We start from the raw sequence: 15,083 nt of genomic DNA on the forward strand, positions 1-15,083 counted from the left end.
CGTAACGACTTCTCGACTGTCTCAACCATAGGCCCGGTGAAATTGCACTACGAGTAAAGATGCTCGTTTCGCGCAGCAGGACGGAAAGACCCCGGCGCAGCCGACGCACTGCCTCGGGGTTCGGGGCGAAGCCCCGAGAACCTCGACTGCAGGCGCATCGTGGCTGATCGCGCAGTTCCCCGCGCCCCCTACCGGGCACCGGTCCGGCACCCGTGCCGCCGGCACCCGGTGCTCCGTCACCACGATCTCCCGTGCCGCAACGCCGGGTTCACCGGCGGACCGGTACGTCAGGACGACCACGCCTGCCGCCGCCACCGCTCCGGCCGCAACGGCCAGCAGGCCGCCGGCCAGGCCGTACCGGAAGCCCTCCCCCAGCACCACGACGCCGACGGCCGCGGCCACCACCGGGTTGACGATGGTGACGGTCGACAGCGGGGCCGCCAGTCCGGCGCCCCGGTAGGAGGCCTGGGACAGCAGCATCCCGGCCGTGGCGAGCACGGCGATCACGCCGAGGGCGGGCAGCAGCGTGCTCATGCGGTGCGCCTCCAGGTCCTCGTCGGCGGCCTTGGTGAAGACCGAGGCCATCCCGAAGGCCGCCCCGGCGGCCGCCGCGTGCACCACGCCGCGCACGACGGGTCTGCGCATGCAGCGCGCGAGCAGCAGCAGCGCCGCCACGGCCGCGAGCACGGCGACGGTGAGGAACGGGCGTTGGGCGCCGCCCAGGGACTCGGTGCGCGACGGGCCGGTCAGGCTCAGCAGCCCGGCGAGGCCGACGGTGGCCAGGAGCGCGCCGCGCCATCCGGCGGCCCCGACGGGGCGCCGGTCGAAGAGCGCCGCCATGGGCAGCGCGAAGACGATCGTCAGCGCGCCGAGCGGCTGCACCAGGCTGAGCGGCCCGAAGGCGAGCGCCACCACGTGCAGCCCTGCGCCGGCGCACGTCAGGGCGACCGCGCCCCACCAACCCGCGCGGCGCAGCGGCAGATACGCCCCTCCGCCGTCCTCCCCGGTGGCGGCGACCCGCTCCTGCGCGATGGCCGCGGCCGCGTAGCAGCCGGCGGAGACCAGGCAGAGCAGGACGGACACCACCAGCGCGCTCACTGCTCTCCTCTGCGAGCCGTCCCGAAGTCGTCCATGCCTCCACGATGCCCCGCGCCGGAGGCTCCCGTCGTCGTCCCTGAGTACGGATCTTTTCCTACTCCCGGGGGAGTACGGACCTGACGCGGCCTCGGGGTACCGGGCCGCGTGCTCGGGCCCGCGACCGCAACGGGCGTATGCCGTCTAAGCATTCGTCGACACCTGCGAAGAATCCGGTACGGGTTTGCGGGCTGTCCTGAAACTTTATTGCACTCGTCAGGCGTCTATGAAAACTCTATGAGGGCTCAAACGGGGAATTGATGCACATTTACGGGGGGAAAATTCCATGTCCGACACCACGCGGATTTGGCATGCTCGCGACTTCGGCGGGCCGGCCGGCGGGGGCGGTCACGTCACGGTCATAGGCGCCGGAATAGCCGGCCTGGTGGCCGCCTACGAGCTGGAGCGGCTCGGGTACCGGGTGGACGTGCTGGAGGGCAACACGCGCATCGGGGGTCGCATCCACACCCATCGTTTCGGCTCCGGCCCGGGCGCGCCGTCCGTGGAACTGGGCGCCATGCGGATTCCGACGCACCACCGGCGCACTCTCGAATACATTCGGCGGCTGCGCCTGGGCAGCAAGCTGCGCGTGTTCACGACACTCCTGTCGGAGGAAAATGCATTTCTGCAGACGGCGGGCGGTTTCGTCCGCATCAAGGACGCGCCCGGTCCGCTGCGCGAGGCGTTCCGGGCCGACCTGGCAGCGCACTGCCCCGGACGTGAGTACTCCGACGACGTGGTGACGTTCGGCGCGTGGCTGACGGCCATCGTCGACGCGACCGCCCCGCCGGACCTGCGCGAGGCGCTCCGCGAGGACCTGCGCCGCCAGCTGCTGGACCTGGTGGCCCACGTGGACCTCGCCCGCCACCTGCGCGGCGCCGCCCGCGACCGGGTCGACCTGCACTCGCTCTTCACGGCCCACCCGGGCGTCCGGGCGGGTTGCAGCGGGCGGCTCAACAGCTTCCTCGACGACATCCTGACCGAGACGTCCCCGGCGCTGCTGCGGCTGGACGGCGGGATGGACCAGCTGCCGCGGCGGCTGGCGGGGCAGTTGCGCGCGCCGGTGTCCTTCGGGCACCGGGTCGTGGGCATCGACGTGCGCAGCGACGACGTGGTGCTGCGCATCCGTTCGGGCCCGCGCATCATCGTCCGGCGCAGCGACTTCGTCGTCTGCACGGTGCCGTTCCCGGCGCTGCGGCGGATGCGTCTGACGGGGCTGGACCCCGACAAGGTGGCGGTGCTGGAGGAGGTCGACTACTGCCCTGCCACCAAGGTGGCGTTCCACTGCCGTGAGCCGTTCTGGCGCGAGGGCGGGATACGCGGGGGCGCCTCCTTCACCGGCGGGCGGATCCGGCAGACCTACTACCCGCCCGTCGACGGCGACCCGGGCCGCGGGGCCGCGCTGCTGGCCAGCTACACCATCGGCGACGAGGCCGGGCGGCTGGGCAGGATGCCGGCCCGGCGGCGGCACCGGCTGGTGCTGCAGGAGCTGAGCGAGGTCCACCCCGAGCTGCTCTCGCCGGGCATGGTCCTGGACGCGGTGAGCGCGGCCTGGGCGGACTCCCCCTGGACGGGCGGGGGTTGCACCACCCGGTGGGGCAAGAGCGCGCAGGAGTGCGAGGAGGAGCTCGCGCGCTCCTCCCGTCCCGTGAACCGGCTGTTCTTCGCCGGCGAGCACTGCTCGACGGCCCCGGCGTGGATCGAGGGGGCGATCGAGTCGGCGCTGCGCGCCGTCGAGGAGGTCGAGTCCTTCGCGCCCGGCCGCCGGGCCCCGGCGGTATCCGGCCACCACGACCCTGCCGGAGCGTTGTGATGAGCGTCTTCGACCTGCCGCGGCTGCACTTCGCGGGCACCGCGACGACCAAATTGCCGACCGGCCCGCGCAGCGGGCTGGTCGACCTGGCCGCCCAGCGTGCGCTGGCGCACGACGGGCGGCCGTTCCCCGCGGACCGGCCCGCCGCCGAGTACCACGACCGCCTCCAGCAGGGCGGTCCGCGCTTCGGCGCCGACGGACGGCCGGATCCGCACGGGGAGTTCAGCGCCGCCAAGGGCTGGAACTTCGACGGCAACGGACACTTCTGGCTCGATGCGCGCATCGTGAGCGTAGAAGGACAGGACGGACGCGCAGACACCGGCGACCCGGTGGTGGGCCGGACGGTGGACGTCTGGGGCCACTACAACGAGTATCTGCGCACCACCGTCAACCGCGCCCGGATCTTCGATCTCGACCCGGCGTCCCGCTGGACCACGGCCCTGATGGTGGGGCGGTTCGGCTTCGGGCGCGTGGGGCGCTCGCACGACGAGGGCAGCGGCTACATGCTCAGCGGCCCGGTCGGCGGCTTCCTGCCGCCGCGCTGGGTGGACTTCGCCCGGATCCGGGATCTGGGCGAGGCCTCCGGGCACCCGTGGGCGTCTCAACTGCGCTACTGCGCGGTGCACCAGTTCGTGGTCACCGCGGACGGCGACGGCGGCGGGCCGGAGTGGCTGCCCGACGCGGAGTCCTCCCCCGCGGTACGTACGCTGCGGGAGGCCGTCGAAAGGGGTGCGGACGGGCTCGTCGTGCAGTTCGCGCTGGACGGCATGACCACACCTCTGGTCCCGGACGCGCCGAGCCACTGGCGCGTCCGGGGCACCATCGCGCCCTGGCACGCGCACGAGCTGCGCACCCACCCGGCCGGGCGGCTCATGGTCCCCCGGCAGGAGCGCGTGCTGCACCACCTGACCGTCGATGTTGCCGCCGGGCGGGCGCAGTTCAACATGGTCTCCGCGGTGCCGGTCACCACCCGGGCCGCGCAGCCGGGCCCCGGCCCGCTGCACCGGCTGGGCCCGCCGCTGGACGCCGGGGACCTGGAGCTGCGGACCGCGGCAGCCGGGCGCCTCGTCGCCCGGCTGCCGGCCGCCGTCTACCGCGCCGGCGACCTCACTTCGGGCCTCGTCCACGTGCCCGCCGAGCCGGGCTGGGAGGAGGCGGAGCACCAGGCCCTGTGCCTGACCGCCTCCACCCCGGGCGGGCGGCGGGTGACACTGCTGACCGAGAAGGAGACCACCGTCCACACCGACGACGCGCTCCTGGTCCTGCACCACCGCGACCTCGCGCGTGAGGACGACCACGCCGTGCGCGTACCGCTGCGCTCGTACGTCCGCGGCCGCCCCGCGGGCGTGGAGCGGGTGCACGTCCGCCAGTACTTCAACCCCCGCGCCCTGCCCGCCGACAAGGCGGCGGGCTCCTCGCAGGCCCGTACCGGCGACGCGGTGATCGTGGGCGTGGGCGACGGGGCCGGCGGCCACGCGGAGGAGTGCGTCGTACGGACCGACGAGCACGGCGACGGAACGCTCGTGCTGCGCGGCGAGCGGGCGGGCACCTGCCGCGTCCTGCTCTCCGCCGACCCCGACGACGTGCCGTGTCCCGGGCCCGGCGGCCCGGGCTCGGCGTGGGAGGCGTACGACGACGCCGACGCGCTCGGCTTCTGGGCGGGCGCCGGCTGGCTGGCCGTGCGCGTCCTGCCCGACGACTGGCACCTGGACGACATCCCGCGCCAGGACGTGGACTTCGCCCTGCTGCACGAGGAGATCTTCGCCTACTACGAGCAGATCTCCACCTTCATGCGCTCGGAGGTCTTCAGCCTGGCCGACCAGTGCAAGGTGGAGACGTACGCGGAACTCGCCTGGCAGATGTGCGACCCGCGCAACAAGCCGAAGACCTACTACATGCCGCCCACCCGCGACCTGTCCGACCCCAAGGCCCGCCTGCTGCTGGCGTATCTGCGCAACCAGCAGGCGCGGGTGCGCCCGCCGCTCACCGTCCCGGCGCTGACGGGCACCGGCCCGGCGATCAGCACCCGCGGCGAGCTGTGGGCCACGCTGAAGCAGGCGGCCGCACTCGAACTGGCCGTGACGCTGGAGTATTTGTACGCGGCCTTCTCCGTACCGGCCTACGGCGCCGGGCAGGAGTACGTGCGGCGCGGCCTGTGGACGCCGGAGCAGCTGGAGATCGCCTGCGGGCAGGGCGGGGCGACGCTGGACGACGGGATCCGCGGCAGCCTGCTGAACGTGGCCCGCGAGGAGATGATCCACTTCCTGCTGGTGAACAACATCATCACGGCCCTGGGCGAACCGTTCCACGTGCCGGCGATCGATTTCGGCACGCTCAACGCGGAGTTGCCGGTGCCGCTGGACTTCGCCCTGGAGGGGCTGAGCATCGGCAGCGTGCAGCGCTACATCGCGATCGAGCAGCCGGCGGGCCTCGCCCCGGACGTCCGCCGGGAGAACGGCGGCGGCCGCAGCCGCGTGGTGCCGCTGGGCTTCACGTGGAGCTCGGTGAGCGATCTGTACGCGGGCATCCGGGAGGGCCTGCAGCGCGTTCCCGACCTGTTCCTGGTGGAGAAGGGGCGCGGCGGCGGCGAACACCATCTGTTCCTGCGGGAGTCCGTCAACGACCGTCACCCGGACTACCAGCTGGAGGTGGACGACCTCACCAGCGCCCTGTTCGCCGTCGACCTGATCACCGAGCAGGGCGAGGGCGGGGCGGTGCCCGCGGGGGCCGCCGGGCCCGCGGAGGCGTCGCACTTCCACACCTTCCTGCGGATGGGCGAGGTGCTGACGAGCGAGCGCGTGCCGGGCCCGCACGGCAGGCTGCTGCCGTGGAACCCGGCCTACCCGGTGCTGCGCAACCCCACCCTGGGGGCGGGTGACGCGGCCAAGGAGTCGGTGACCGACCCCGAAGCACGGGCGGTGGGGCGGCTGTTCAACCGCTCGTACCACATGATGCTGCAGCTGATGGTGCAGCACTTCGGGGAGAGCCCGGACGGCAGCCTGCGGCGGTCGAAGCTGATGAACGCCTCCATCGACGTGATGACCGGCATGATGCGCCCGCTCGCGGAGCTGCTGGTCACCATGGAGTCGGGGCGGCGCGGCCGGACCGCGGGCCCGACCTTCGAGCTCGACGCCGTACCGGCCTGCATCCCCCGCCCGGACGTGGCGCGCCGTTCGCTGGCGCTGCGCTTCGAGCACCTGTCGGCGGCCGCGCGCAAGTGTGCTCCGGTGCCTGCGCAGGTCGCCGAACTGAGCGCTTTCTTCGCCGACTTCTTCCGCCGTGAGGGGACCTGAGGCATGACGCACCAGACGACACCGACGATGCTCGACACCGACGTCCTCATCGTGGGTGCGGGCCCGGTCGGCATGGCGCTGGCCCTGGACCTGCGGTACCGCGGCATACGGTTTCTGATATTGGACGCCTCGGACGGCACGGTCGTCCACCCGAAGGTGGGCACGGTGGGCCCGCGGTCCATGGAACTCTTCCGCCGCTGGGGAGTCGCCGGGCGGATCCGCGACGCGGGATGGCCCGGCGATCACCCGCTGGACGTCGCCTGGGTGACCGCGGTCGGCGGCCACGAGATCCACCGGCTCCCCTTCGGCACCGCCGACACCCGCCCGCCCCTGCCGTACACCCCCGAGCCGGAGCAGGTCTGCCCGCAGCACTGGCTCTCCCCGTTGCTGGCGCGGGAGGTGGGCGTGCACCCCGAGGGGCCGCTGCGGCGCGAGTGCCGGGTGGACGGCTTCCGCCAGGACCCCGACGGCGTCACGGCGTGGGCCACCGACCTGCGGAACGGATCCCGATTCACCGTCACGGCCCGCTACTTGGTCGCCTGCGACGGTGCTTCGTCCCCGATGCGCAAGACTGCCGGCATCCCTGCACCGTCCCGGCACGCGACCCGGGTCTTCCGCAACATCCTCTTCCGGGCACCGCAGTTACGCCGCCAGCTGGGCGCGCGGGGCGCCCTGGTGCACTTCCTCACCCAGCCGCCCGCCCTGCGCTTCCCGTTGCGCTCCATGGACGGGCGCGAGCTGTACCGGCTGACGGTGGCGGCGAGCGGGCACGCCGGGAACCGCGACCTCGACGAGGACGCCCTGGCCATGGTCCGGGCGGCCATCGCCTTCGACACCCCGCTGCAGATCGTCTCCGAGAACGTCTGGTACCTGACCCACCGCGTCGCCCGGCGCTTCCGCAGCGGCCGGGTGCTGCTGGCCGGCGACGCGGCGCACACGCTCTCGCCCTCCGGCGGCTTCGGCATGAACACCGGCATCTGCGACGCCGCGGACCTGGGCTGGAAGCTGTCCGCCGAACTGGCGGGCTGGGCGGGCCCCGGCCTGCTCGACTCCTACGACACCGAGCGGCGCCCGGTGGCCGAGCGCAGCCTGGAGGAGGCCAACGTGAACCTGATGCGGACGATGGCCCGCGAGCTGCCGAAGGAGATCCTCCTCAACTCGGAGGACGGCGCCCGGGCCCGCGCCGAGCTGGCGCAGGAGCTCGAACGGGGCGGGGTGCGGAGCGAGTTCGAGGCGCCGGACGTGCACTTCGGCTTCCGCTACGCCTCGGACCTCGTCGTCGGCGACGGCGACGGCGACGGCGACTGGCGCACCGACGCGGTGCCCGGCGGCCGGGCCCCGCACGCCTGGCTGGACGAGGGGACGTCGACGCTGGACCTCTTCGGGCAGGGCTTCCGGCTGCTGTCCTTCACCGACGAGCCCGCGGCCCCTCCGACGGCCCTGACAGCCCTGACAACGGCCTTCGCGGACCGGCGGGTTCCGCTGGAGACGACCCGCTGCCACGACGCATCGGTCGCAGCCCTCTACGGAAAGCCCCACGTCCTGGTCCGCCCGGACGGACACGTGGCCTGGCGCGGTACGCAACTGCCCGCCGATCCGGGCCGGCTCGCCGACACGGTACGAGGTGCGCGATGACGGTACAGACCCCCGACCCCTTCCGCACGGCGGACGTCCACCTCCCGGACCCGTACCCCCTCTACCGGCACTACCGCGCACACGACCCGGTGCACCGGGCGGAGGACACCTGGTACCTCTTCCGCCACGACGACGTGGCCCACGTGCTGACCCGGCGCGAGTACGGACGCGGGGCGCTCCCCTCCCGCATCCCCGGCACCTGCCCGCACCTCAAGCGGACCGCCTCGCACTGGATGGTCTTCATGGACCCGCCGGAGCACACCCGGGTACGGGCGCTGGTGGCCAAGGCCTTCACCCCGCGCATCGTGGAGGGCCTGCGCCCGCGCATCCGCGAACTGGCGGCCGGCCTGATCGCCGAGCTGGGAGCGGAGCGGGAAGCCGACCTGGTGGACTGCTTCGCCGCGCCCCTCCCCATCCTCGTCATCAGCGAACTGCTGGGCGTGCCACGGTCGGACCGCCCCTGGTTCCGCGCCCGCGCGGTGGACCTCCAGCAGGCCACCAGCTCGCGGGTGGCCCGCAGGCCGGACGCCTTCGCGGTCGCGGACGACGCCGCGCGGGAGCTGGACGCCTACTTCCGCGAGGAGTTGGCGAGGCGCCGGTCGAAGGAGGACGGTGAGGACGGTACGGACCTGATCGCGGCCATGCTCGCCGCGGCGGAGCCGGACGACGACGACACGCTCGTGGGCACGTGCATCCACCTCCTGACGGCGGGCCACGAGACGACGACGAACCTGCTGGGCAAGGGCCTGCTGGCACTGCTGGCCCACCCGGAACAGCTCGCGCTGCTGCGCGAGCGGCCGGAACTGCTCCCGGCGGCGGTGGAGGAACTGGTGCGCCACGACTCGCCGGTGCAGATGATCAGCCGCTGGGCGCACCGGGACGACGAGATCGGGGGCCGAACGATCAAGAAAGGCGACAAGGTCACCATGGTCCTGGGCTCGGCCAACCGCGACCCGGACCACTTCACCGACCCCGACCACCTGGACATCCGCCGGGACGCACGACGCCATGCGGGCTTCGGCATGGGCATCCACTACTGCGTCGGCGCCCCGCTGGCCCGCGCGGAAGCGGAACTGGGGCTGGGGGAACTGCTGCGGGGCCTGCCGCGGCTGACGCTGGCGGACGAACCGGTGCGGTACGCGGAGGACTTGGTCTTCCACGGACCGGAACGACTGATGGTACGGCCGGGTGACACCCCGCAAGGGGCGCGGGGAACGGCGCGACCGGCCGAGGAGGACCCGCAGCCGCCTTACTGAGCAGGCGGCTGCGGAGCGCTCTCGCTCAGGACTGCGGCCGCCTGCCGTGGTTGGCGGCCTTCACGCGCGACTTCCTCTTCTTGCGGCGTCGTTTCGAGGACATGCCGTCCCTCCTCTCCCGTACACCTTTAACCAATTTATCCCCATTGGCCGGGACGCGCCGGTCGAGCGGCATGCGCCCCGAAGGGGCGCGAGGAACTGCGCGACCAGCCACGACGCACCTGCAGCCGAAGAACCGCTCACCCCTTACCGGAGAACCACCGCTGCAGGTAGGCCTCCAGATCGTCCGCCCGATCGGCAACCAGCCCGATATGCCGATCGGGCCGCACCAGCACAAGCCCGGCGCCCGGCAACCTGCCCGGCGCCCCCCGCTCCAGCCGCGGCCGGAACACCTCGACCGGCACGGCGCACCGTGCGAGGACGTCCCCCAGCTCGCCCCCGTCCACGTCCGCGCCGGGCGCGACGAGCAGCGTCCACCGCTCGTACGAGAGCAGGTCGTGCAGCCGCCACGGCTCCCCGTCCACCGTGACGGGAAAGTCCGGCAGCCTGTCACCGGCCCGCAACCCGCCGCGTGCGGCGCGGTGTTCGGCCAGTGCGCCCTCACGGTGATGCATGGTGAGGTCGCTGAGGATGGCGCGGATGCGCGCCGGGAACCACGTACTGCCGAGCAGCCGGGGCCCGAGCGTCCGCATGCCCAGCAGGGTCACGGCCGTGGGCGGCAGTTCGAGCACGTCGTGCTGCATCTCCCGCATCACCTTCTGCGCCGTGATCCGCTGCTCGGAGGCGTAGGTGTCGACGATCTCCTCGCCGGCCCAGCCGCGCTGCACGGCGGCGAGCTTCCAGGCGAGGTTGTGCGCCCCGCGCAGCCCGGTGTTGAGCCCGTGCCCCCCGATGGGGGCCCACAGGTGCGCGCTGTCCCCGGCGAGCAGGGCCCGTCCCTCGCGCAGTGTCGCGGCGAACCGGTCCTGGAAGCGGGCCCGGTTGGCCCACGGCGGGTCGGTCGGCACGAGCCGCACGTCGGGGTCGTGGACGGTGTCGGCGAGGAGCGCGCGCATCTCCTCGACACCGGGCGGCTCGACCTGCGAGGGGTCGGGATCGGTGCGGAAGCAGAAGAACCGGTACCCGCCGCCGGGCCGGGGCGAGACGCCCATCGACGCACCACGCTCCAGGAAGAAGAAGCTCTGGTCCGGCCGGTACGGGTGTTTCCACTCGACTTCGGCGTTGAGCTGCACGCACTGCAGGTTGGGCCGCCGGTCCCCCTCGAAGGGGATGCCGAGCGATTTGCGCACGATGCTGCGGGAACCCTCGCACCCCACGACCCATGCGCACCGCACGGTCCGCTGCGTCCCGTCGGCCGAGCGCAGGTCGACCTCGGCGCCGCCCTCGTGCGTCCGTACGGCCACGGCCTCCGTGGACCACTCCACGTCACCGCCCACTTCGGCGAGCCGCTCGCCGAGCAGCCGTTCCACGGCGTCCTGTTCGATGGCCAGCGGCCGCGGGAACGGTGTGCGGGAGGCCGTCAGATCGATCGCGCCGACCTTGCGCCCTTCGGCGTGCACCTCGACGCGCTGCAGCGGGAGCCCGGCGGCGAGAAACCTTTCGGCGCACCCGAGGTCGTCCAGCACCTCCAACTCCCGCTGCCAGATGACCCCGGCCCGCGCCTCCCGCTTCTCCCGCGCCTCCTTCTCCACGAGGACCACGTCCACCCCGTACTGCCGCAACCCCACGGCAAGCGCCAGCCCCGTGGGCCCGGCACCGATGACCACCACGTCCCGGACGTCATTCGCTGCGTTCGCTGCATTCACTGCGAGCTCCTCCCCCTGCGGAGTGCATGGTGCTCCCACTGTGCCTCGGCGGGGTGGTAGATCGTCAGGAATTGGCGGAAAAAATCCGTCGATCGCCTGGTTTTACTTCCTGCCCGGGCGGGGTGAATCCCTTTGGTTCGCATCACTGAGCGTGTCCGGACGACTCTAAGGTGGCCGCGAGAATTCCGGAGTGGTAGCTGTACTTGTGTACGGCCAGGGGACGGTGATGAGGTTGGCGCACCCGACGGACGAGGACGCCGACCAGGGCGCGGCGGACTTGTTCCGCGTGCTGGGACGGCAAGTGAAGGCGCTGCGCGAGCGCGCCGGACTGACACAGCGGGAGCTGGGCCGACGGCTGGGATACAGCGAGGAGACGATCGCCTCGATCGAACAGGGGCGGCGGGTGCCGCAGCCGGAGCTGCTGGCGGCGATGGACGAACTGCTCGACGCCGGTGGCGTCCTGACGGCCGCGGCGGATGCGGTGGAGCGGGCAAGGCAGGCCATGCGTATCCGGCATCCGGTGTGGTTCAGGGATTACGCCCGGCTGGAAGCGGAGGCGGTCGAGTTCCACGAGTACGGAAACCAGGTGTTCCCCGGCCTGTTGCAGACCGAGGAACACGCCCGCGCGTTGTTCGGTATGCGCATGCCGCTGCTCGACGAGCAGACGAATCGAACAGCGCGTCACCGCCCGACTGGCCCGGCAGGAAATCCTCACGCGCTGGCCCGCGCCGCTCGTGACGAGCGTCATCGAGGAGTCGGTACTGCACCGCCCGCTCGGCGGGCGAGAAGTTCATCGCAGGCAGCTGGAACACCTGCTGCGACTCGGGCAGATGCGGAGCCTGCAGCTCCAGGTGATGCCGACGGACCGCACCGAGCACGCAGGACTGGGCGGGGCTTTCATCCTGCTCACCCCGAAGGGACAACCGCAGGTGGGGTATCTGGAAATCCAGAACGCCAGCAAACTGATCACGGATCAGGAAGAGGTCCGTATGCTTGCCGCACGTTACGGCAGCATCCGGGCCCAGGCCCTCACGCCCCGTGACTCCCTGACGGCAATCGAGAAGTTGCCGGGAGAAACATGAGATCAGTCTGGTTCAAAAGCAGCCACAGCACCAATGAGGGCGGTGCATGCGTGGAGGTGGCCGTCACGGACGATTCCGTCCGTATAAGGGATTCCAAGGACGTGACGAGGCAACACCTCACCGTCCCACGAACGGAATGGGCCCGATTCGTGCGCACCGCGACGCACGGCTGAGCCGGCAAGAGCAGGCCCAGCCGCGCCCGGCGGCGAGGACTACGCGGACGCCTTCGCCTTCCGCTTCCGCGCCTGCGCAGGAATCGGCTGCGGCTCGCGCGACACGGCGAGGAACGGCTGCAGGGCCTCGAGCAGCTTGTCCATGGACTCCTTGCCGAGGTCCACCTCCCGCCGCTCGTGGGTCAGGCACGGGCGGGTGGCGAGCACGAGGCTGCCGTCCTCGTTCGTCTCGCCGGTCTCGTACTCCTCGGTGCCCACGACCGGAACGAGAATTTCGACGGTGAACACGTCTTCCGTCACTGCCGGGTTGAGATCATCGTGATGAATCTTCCGCCAGTACGTTGTGATTTCCTGACCACCGACCGGAACGGCGACCGGCTCGACTCCCGGTGCATCCTTTTCGGCTTCTTCGACCTGCTCAAATTTGGTTGCCATCAGGCCCTTCCCTCCACGGTTCCAGCGCCAAACGATATAAGGAACAGGGCTGTTGATCCAAACCGCCGGTCCGGGCAGCCGGGCTGACTACCAGCCACCCGCGCCGATCTCGACGCGGCCCTTGAAGCCGCCGCTGGAGCCGTCGTTCGCGTAGAGGTAGAGCTTGCCGGTCTCGTGCGGGGCGGAGGCCACGGCGACCAGGTCGGTCTGGCTGTCGCCGTCGAAGTCGCCGGCCGCGTAGTCGGAGATGCCGTTCCAGCCTGCGGTGCCGAGTTCGATGCCGGGGCCGTCGAACATCCTGCCCTCGGGGCCGGGGGCGGACTGGAAGAGGAACAGCTTGCCCGTCTTGGTCTCGGTGGCGATGAGCTCGGGTCCGCCGAGGGCGTCGAAGCCGTCGGCCGGGACGAGCTTGTTCATGCCGTTCCAGTTGCGGCTGCTCACCTTGACGCGCTTGCCGAGCATGTCGGTACCGGGCTTGCCCGTGTTGGGGTAGCGGAACAGCTCGCCGGTGTCGGCCTTCACCGCGAAGAGGCCGGCCCTGCTGCCGTCGCTGTTGTCTGCGGCGAGGTGGTTCATGCCGTTCCAGGCACCGGTACCGATCAGGACCCGGTGTCCGAGGGTGTCCAGCCCCTTGCCCTTGGTGCCGGGGTACAGGAAGAGCTCGCCGGTCTCCTTCTTGACGGCGACGAGGTCGTCCATGCCGTCGCCGTCGAAGTCGCCGACGGTCAGGTTCCGCATGCCGTTCCAGGCGGCGGAGCCGATCTCGATCCGCTGGCCGAAAGTGTCGAGGCCCTTGCCGTTGGCCCGGGGGTAGAGGAAGAGCTTGCCGGTGGAGACCTGGACGGCCAGCAGGTCCTTCTTGCCGTCATGGTTGAAGTCGCCCGCCACCAGCTCGGTCATGCCGGGGTCGGCGGGCAGCGGCTCCGACGGGAAGGGAGCGGCGTGCGCGGCCGGGCCGAAGGCGAGTAGGGACACGGCGACGGCCGAGGCGAGACCGAGCGGGCCGAGGAGCGTGCGGATACGAGAGGAAGCAGGCATGCCGAACCTATTCGTCGGAGGATTGCGGGGAATTACCCCGAGTCAGACACCTGCCGGTGGCTGCATTAATACCGCGTCGGGCAAAACAGCCCTGAAGAGCCGCGCCAAGCGACGAGAAGTTGATCTTACCTGTCCTTTACGTGACCTATCAACGCGCTTGACTCATTTGTGGGTTGAATGGCCGATAACGATCGGATCGGGCCACTGGGCAACGCGTGCGGTCCGATCTGGTCAGGTCGACCCGAACGCCATGGCGCCGCTTCACCCACACCGGTGCATACAGCCGGCCCGGTCTTTCCCGCCCGGGCCGGCGTGGACGACGATGATGTCCCATGGCTGCGGAACCCCTCCAGCGACCGCGCTTCCTCACCCCGACCTCCACTCACGCCGCACTGGCCGCGCTCCTCGGCGCACTGGCGTCCTGGCTGCTGAGCGCTCCTCCCGCGACCGCGGCTCCCTCCGCCCGGGCCGGCGGCGTCCCGCACTGCGAACTGGGCGCCTACGTGAGCGACTTGTACGACATCGACCCCGCGAAGGACAGGTTCTCGGCGCGCCTGTGGCTGTGGACAGTGTGCCCGAACCGGAGCGTCGACCCTCTGCCCAAGCTGTCCTACTCCAACGCCGACGCCCCCGACACGACGGATCCGAACGTGATCGAGCAGGGCGGCCACGTCCTGGACCAGGTACGGCTGCAGAGCTCGTTCCGGCAGGACTGGGACGTACGCGACTCCCCTTTCGACCACCAGCGCGCCGAAGTGCTCGCCACCGCACCCGAGGACACCGGTCACTTCCGGTTCACGGTGAACAACTCCGATTCGGAGTTCAACCCGGAGATCCAGCCACGCGGCTGGCGGGTCACCCGCTTCCGGCTGGTCACTGCCGACAAGCACTACACCACCACGTACGGCGACAAGACCCTCAAACACGGCAGTACGTACAGCAGGGTCCGCATCCAGATCGACCTCGCACGCCGCGACCCGACCGCCTTCTGGAAGCTGACCACCCCGATCTACCTGGCCGTCCTGATCGCCACGTCCACATTCCTCCTGTCCGCACAGCACGAGGAACTGGCAACGGCCGAAAGACTGGACGCCCTGCACAACCGGCTCGCCGTGCTCGGCGGGGCGCTGTTCGTGACGGTACTGAACATGCAGCAGGCGAACACCGTCATCACCAGCACAGACGGCCTGCCCCTCATCGACGACCTGCACCTGACGACCCTGGCGTTCCTCCTCATGGCGGTCGCCGGCACCGTGCTCTCCTGGCGCTGGACGGCCGGAGGCGGGTCCACGGCCCGGGCCGAACAACTCGGCCACCGGGGCGCGTGGATCGCGCTCGGCGCGTACGTCCTGGTGTGCGGCGCCTTGGTACTCCTGGCCGCCGGCGCGTGATGGCGCCCGGGAAGACTTACGGCCCCGG

The 15,083-nt window shown here is 71.3% G+C and carries 10 protein-coding genes and 1 pseudogene; 7 read left to right on the top strand and 4 right to left on the bottom strand.

The features are described 5' to 3' along the window. Nucleotides 1-21: 21 nt before the first annotated feature. Nucleotides 22-1,098, bottom strand: coding sequence for a DMT family transporter (locus tag ACWD4B_RS23550; protein ID WP_451422596.1), 1,077 nt, complete (start codon nucleotides 1,096-1,098; stop codon nucleotides 22-24). A 322-nt stretch (nucleotides 1,099-1,420) separates the two neighbouring features. Here ACWD4B_RS23550 and ACWD4B_RS23555 point away from each other — a divergent pair, with 322 nt between their 5' ends. The 4 genes from ACWD4B_RS23555 to ACWD4B_RS23570 are packed head-to-tail and all read left to right on the top strand — an operon-like array spanning nucleotide 1,421 to nucleotide 9,131. Further along, nucleotides 1,421-2,947 (top strand): flavin monoamine oxidase family protein, encoded by a 1,527-nt coding sequence (locus ACWD4B_RS23555; protein WP_451422597.1) that lies wholly within the window; start codon nucleotides 1,421-1,423, stop codon nucleotides 2,945-2,947. Beyond that, nucleotides 2,947-6,240 carry a ferritin-like domain-containing protein gene (locus tag ACWD4B_RS23560; protein WP_451422598.1) on the top strand — a complete coding sequence of 1,098 codons (3,294 nt, stop codon included), beginning with the start codon at nucleotides 2,947-2,949 and terminating at the stop codon, nucleotides 6,238-6,240. Before ACWD4B_RS23555 ends, ACWD4B_RS23560 begins: the two co-directional genes overlap by 1 nt. A 3-nt stretch (nucleotides 6,241-6,243) precedes the next feature. Then, a complete protein-coding gene (locus tag ACWD4B_RS23565) occupies nucleotides 6,244-7,875 on the top strand; it encodes an FAD-dependent monooxygenase (RefSeq protein ID WP_451422599.1) in 1,632 nt (543 codons plus the stop codon). Continuing rightward, the gene (locus ACWD4B_RS23570) at nucleotides 7,872-9,131 is read left to right on the top strand and encodes a cytochrome P450 (protein ID WP_451422600.1); all 1,260 of its coding nucleotides are present in this window, start codon (nucleotides 7,872-7,874) and stop codon (nucleotides 9,129-9,131) included. The genes ACWD4B_RS23565 and ACWD4B_RS23570 overlap by 4 nt, the downstream gene beginning before the upstream one ends. 239 nt (nucleotides 9,132-9,370) lie before the next feature. On the opposite strand, the gene ACWD4B_RS23575 is transcribed toward ACWD4B_RS23570, so the two are convergent. Further along, nucleotides 9,371-10,936 (bottom strand): FAD-dependent monooxygenase, encoded by a 1,566-nt coding sequence (locus tag ACWD4B_RS23575; RefSeq protein ID WP_451422601.1) that lies wholly within the window; start codon nucleotides 10,934-10,936, stop codon nucleotides 9,371-9,373. 226 nt (nucleotides 10,937-11,162) lie between these two features. Here ACWD4B_RS23575 and ACWD4B_RS23580 point away from each other — a divergent pair. Then, nucleotides 11,163-12,018: pseudogene (locus tag ACWD4B_RS23580) on the top strand (helix-turn-helix domain-containing protein). After that, a complete protein-coding gene (locus ACWD4B_RS23585; protein WP_451422602.1) occupies nucleotides 12,015-12,191 on the top strand; it encodes a DUF397 domain-containing protein in 177 nt (58 codons plus the stop codon). Before ACWD4B_RS23580 ends, ACWD4B_RS23585 begins: the two are co-directional and overlap by 4 nt. Nucleotides 12,192-12,230: 39 nt before the next feature. Here the strand turns inward: ACWD4B_RS23585 and ACWD4B_RS23590 are convergent, their stop codons facing one another. Together ACWD4B_RS23590 and ACWD4B_RS23595 are read right to left on the bottom strand one after the other, a co-directional pair. Then, nucleotides 12,231-12,626 (bottom strand): hypothetical protein, encoded by a 396-nt coding sequence (locus ACWD4B_RS23590; RefSeq protein WP_336414008.1) that lies wholly within the window; start codon nucleotides 12,624-12,626, stop codon nucleotides 12,231-12,233. 87 nt (nucleotides 12,627-12,713) lie between these two features. Further along, complete coding sequence (locus ACWD4B_RS23595; RefSeq protein ID WP_451422603.1) at nucleotides 12,714-13,664, bottom strand: FG-GAP-like repeat-containing protein; 951 nt, start codon at nucleotides 13,662-13,664, stop codon at nucleotides 12,714-12,716. A 332-nt stretch (nucleotides 13,665-13,996) separates the two neighbouring features. Between ACWD4B_RS23595 and ACWD4B_RS23600 the strand changes: the two genes are divergently transcribed. After that, a complete protein-coding gene (locus tag ACWD4B_RS23600) occupies nucleotides 13,997-15,055 on the top strand; it encodes a hypothetical protein (protein WP_451422604.1) in 1,059 nt (352 codons plus the stop codon). Nucleotides 15,056-15,083 lie beyond the last annotated feature (28 nt).

The organism is Streptomyces sp. NPDC002536, assembly GCF_053594995.1.

What these genes read in the sequence shown, in the direction of transcription:
- ACWD4B_RS23560 (WP_451422598.1), top strand. Translation starts at nt 2,947, where the DNA reads ATGAGCGTCTTCGACCTGCCGCGGCTGCACTTCGCGGGCACCGCGACG.
- ACWD4B_RS23585 (WP_451422602.1), top strand. Translation starts at nt 12,015, where the DNA reads ATGAGATCAGTCTGGTTCAAAAGCAGCCACAGCACCAATGAGGGCGGT.
- ACWD4B_RS23595 (WP_451422603.1), bottom strand. Translation starts at nt 13,664, where the DNA reads ATGCCTGCTTCCTCTCGTATCCGCACGCTCCTCGGCCCGCTCGGTCTC.
- ACWD4B_RS23570 (WP_451422600.1), top strand. Translation starts at nt 7,872, where the DNA reads ATGACGGTACAGACCCCCGACCCCTTCCGCACGGCGGACGTCCACCTC.
- ACWD4B_RS23565 (WP_451422599.1), top strand. Translation starts at nt 6,244, where the DNA reads ATGACGCACCAGACGACACCGACGATGCTCGACACCGACGTCCTCATC.
- ACWD4B_RS23555 (WP_451422597.1), top strand. Translation starts at nt 1,421, where the DNA reads ATGTCCGACACCACGCGGATTTGGCATGCTCGCGACTTCGGCGGGCCG.
- ACWD4B_RS23590 (WP_336414008.1), bottom strand. Translation starts at nt 12,626, where the DNA reads ATGGCAACCAAATTTGAGCAGGTCGAAGAAGCCGAAAAGGATGCACCG.
- ACWD4B_RS23600 (WP_451422604.1), top strand. Translation starts at nt 13,997, where the DNA reads ATGGCTGCGGAACCCCTCCAGCGACCGCGCTTCCTCACCCCGACCTCC.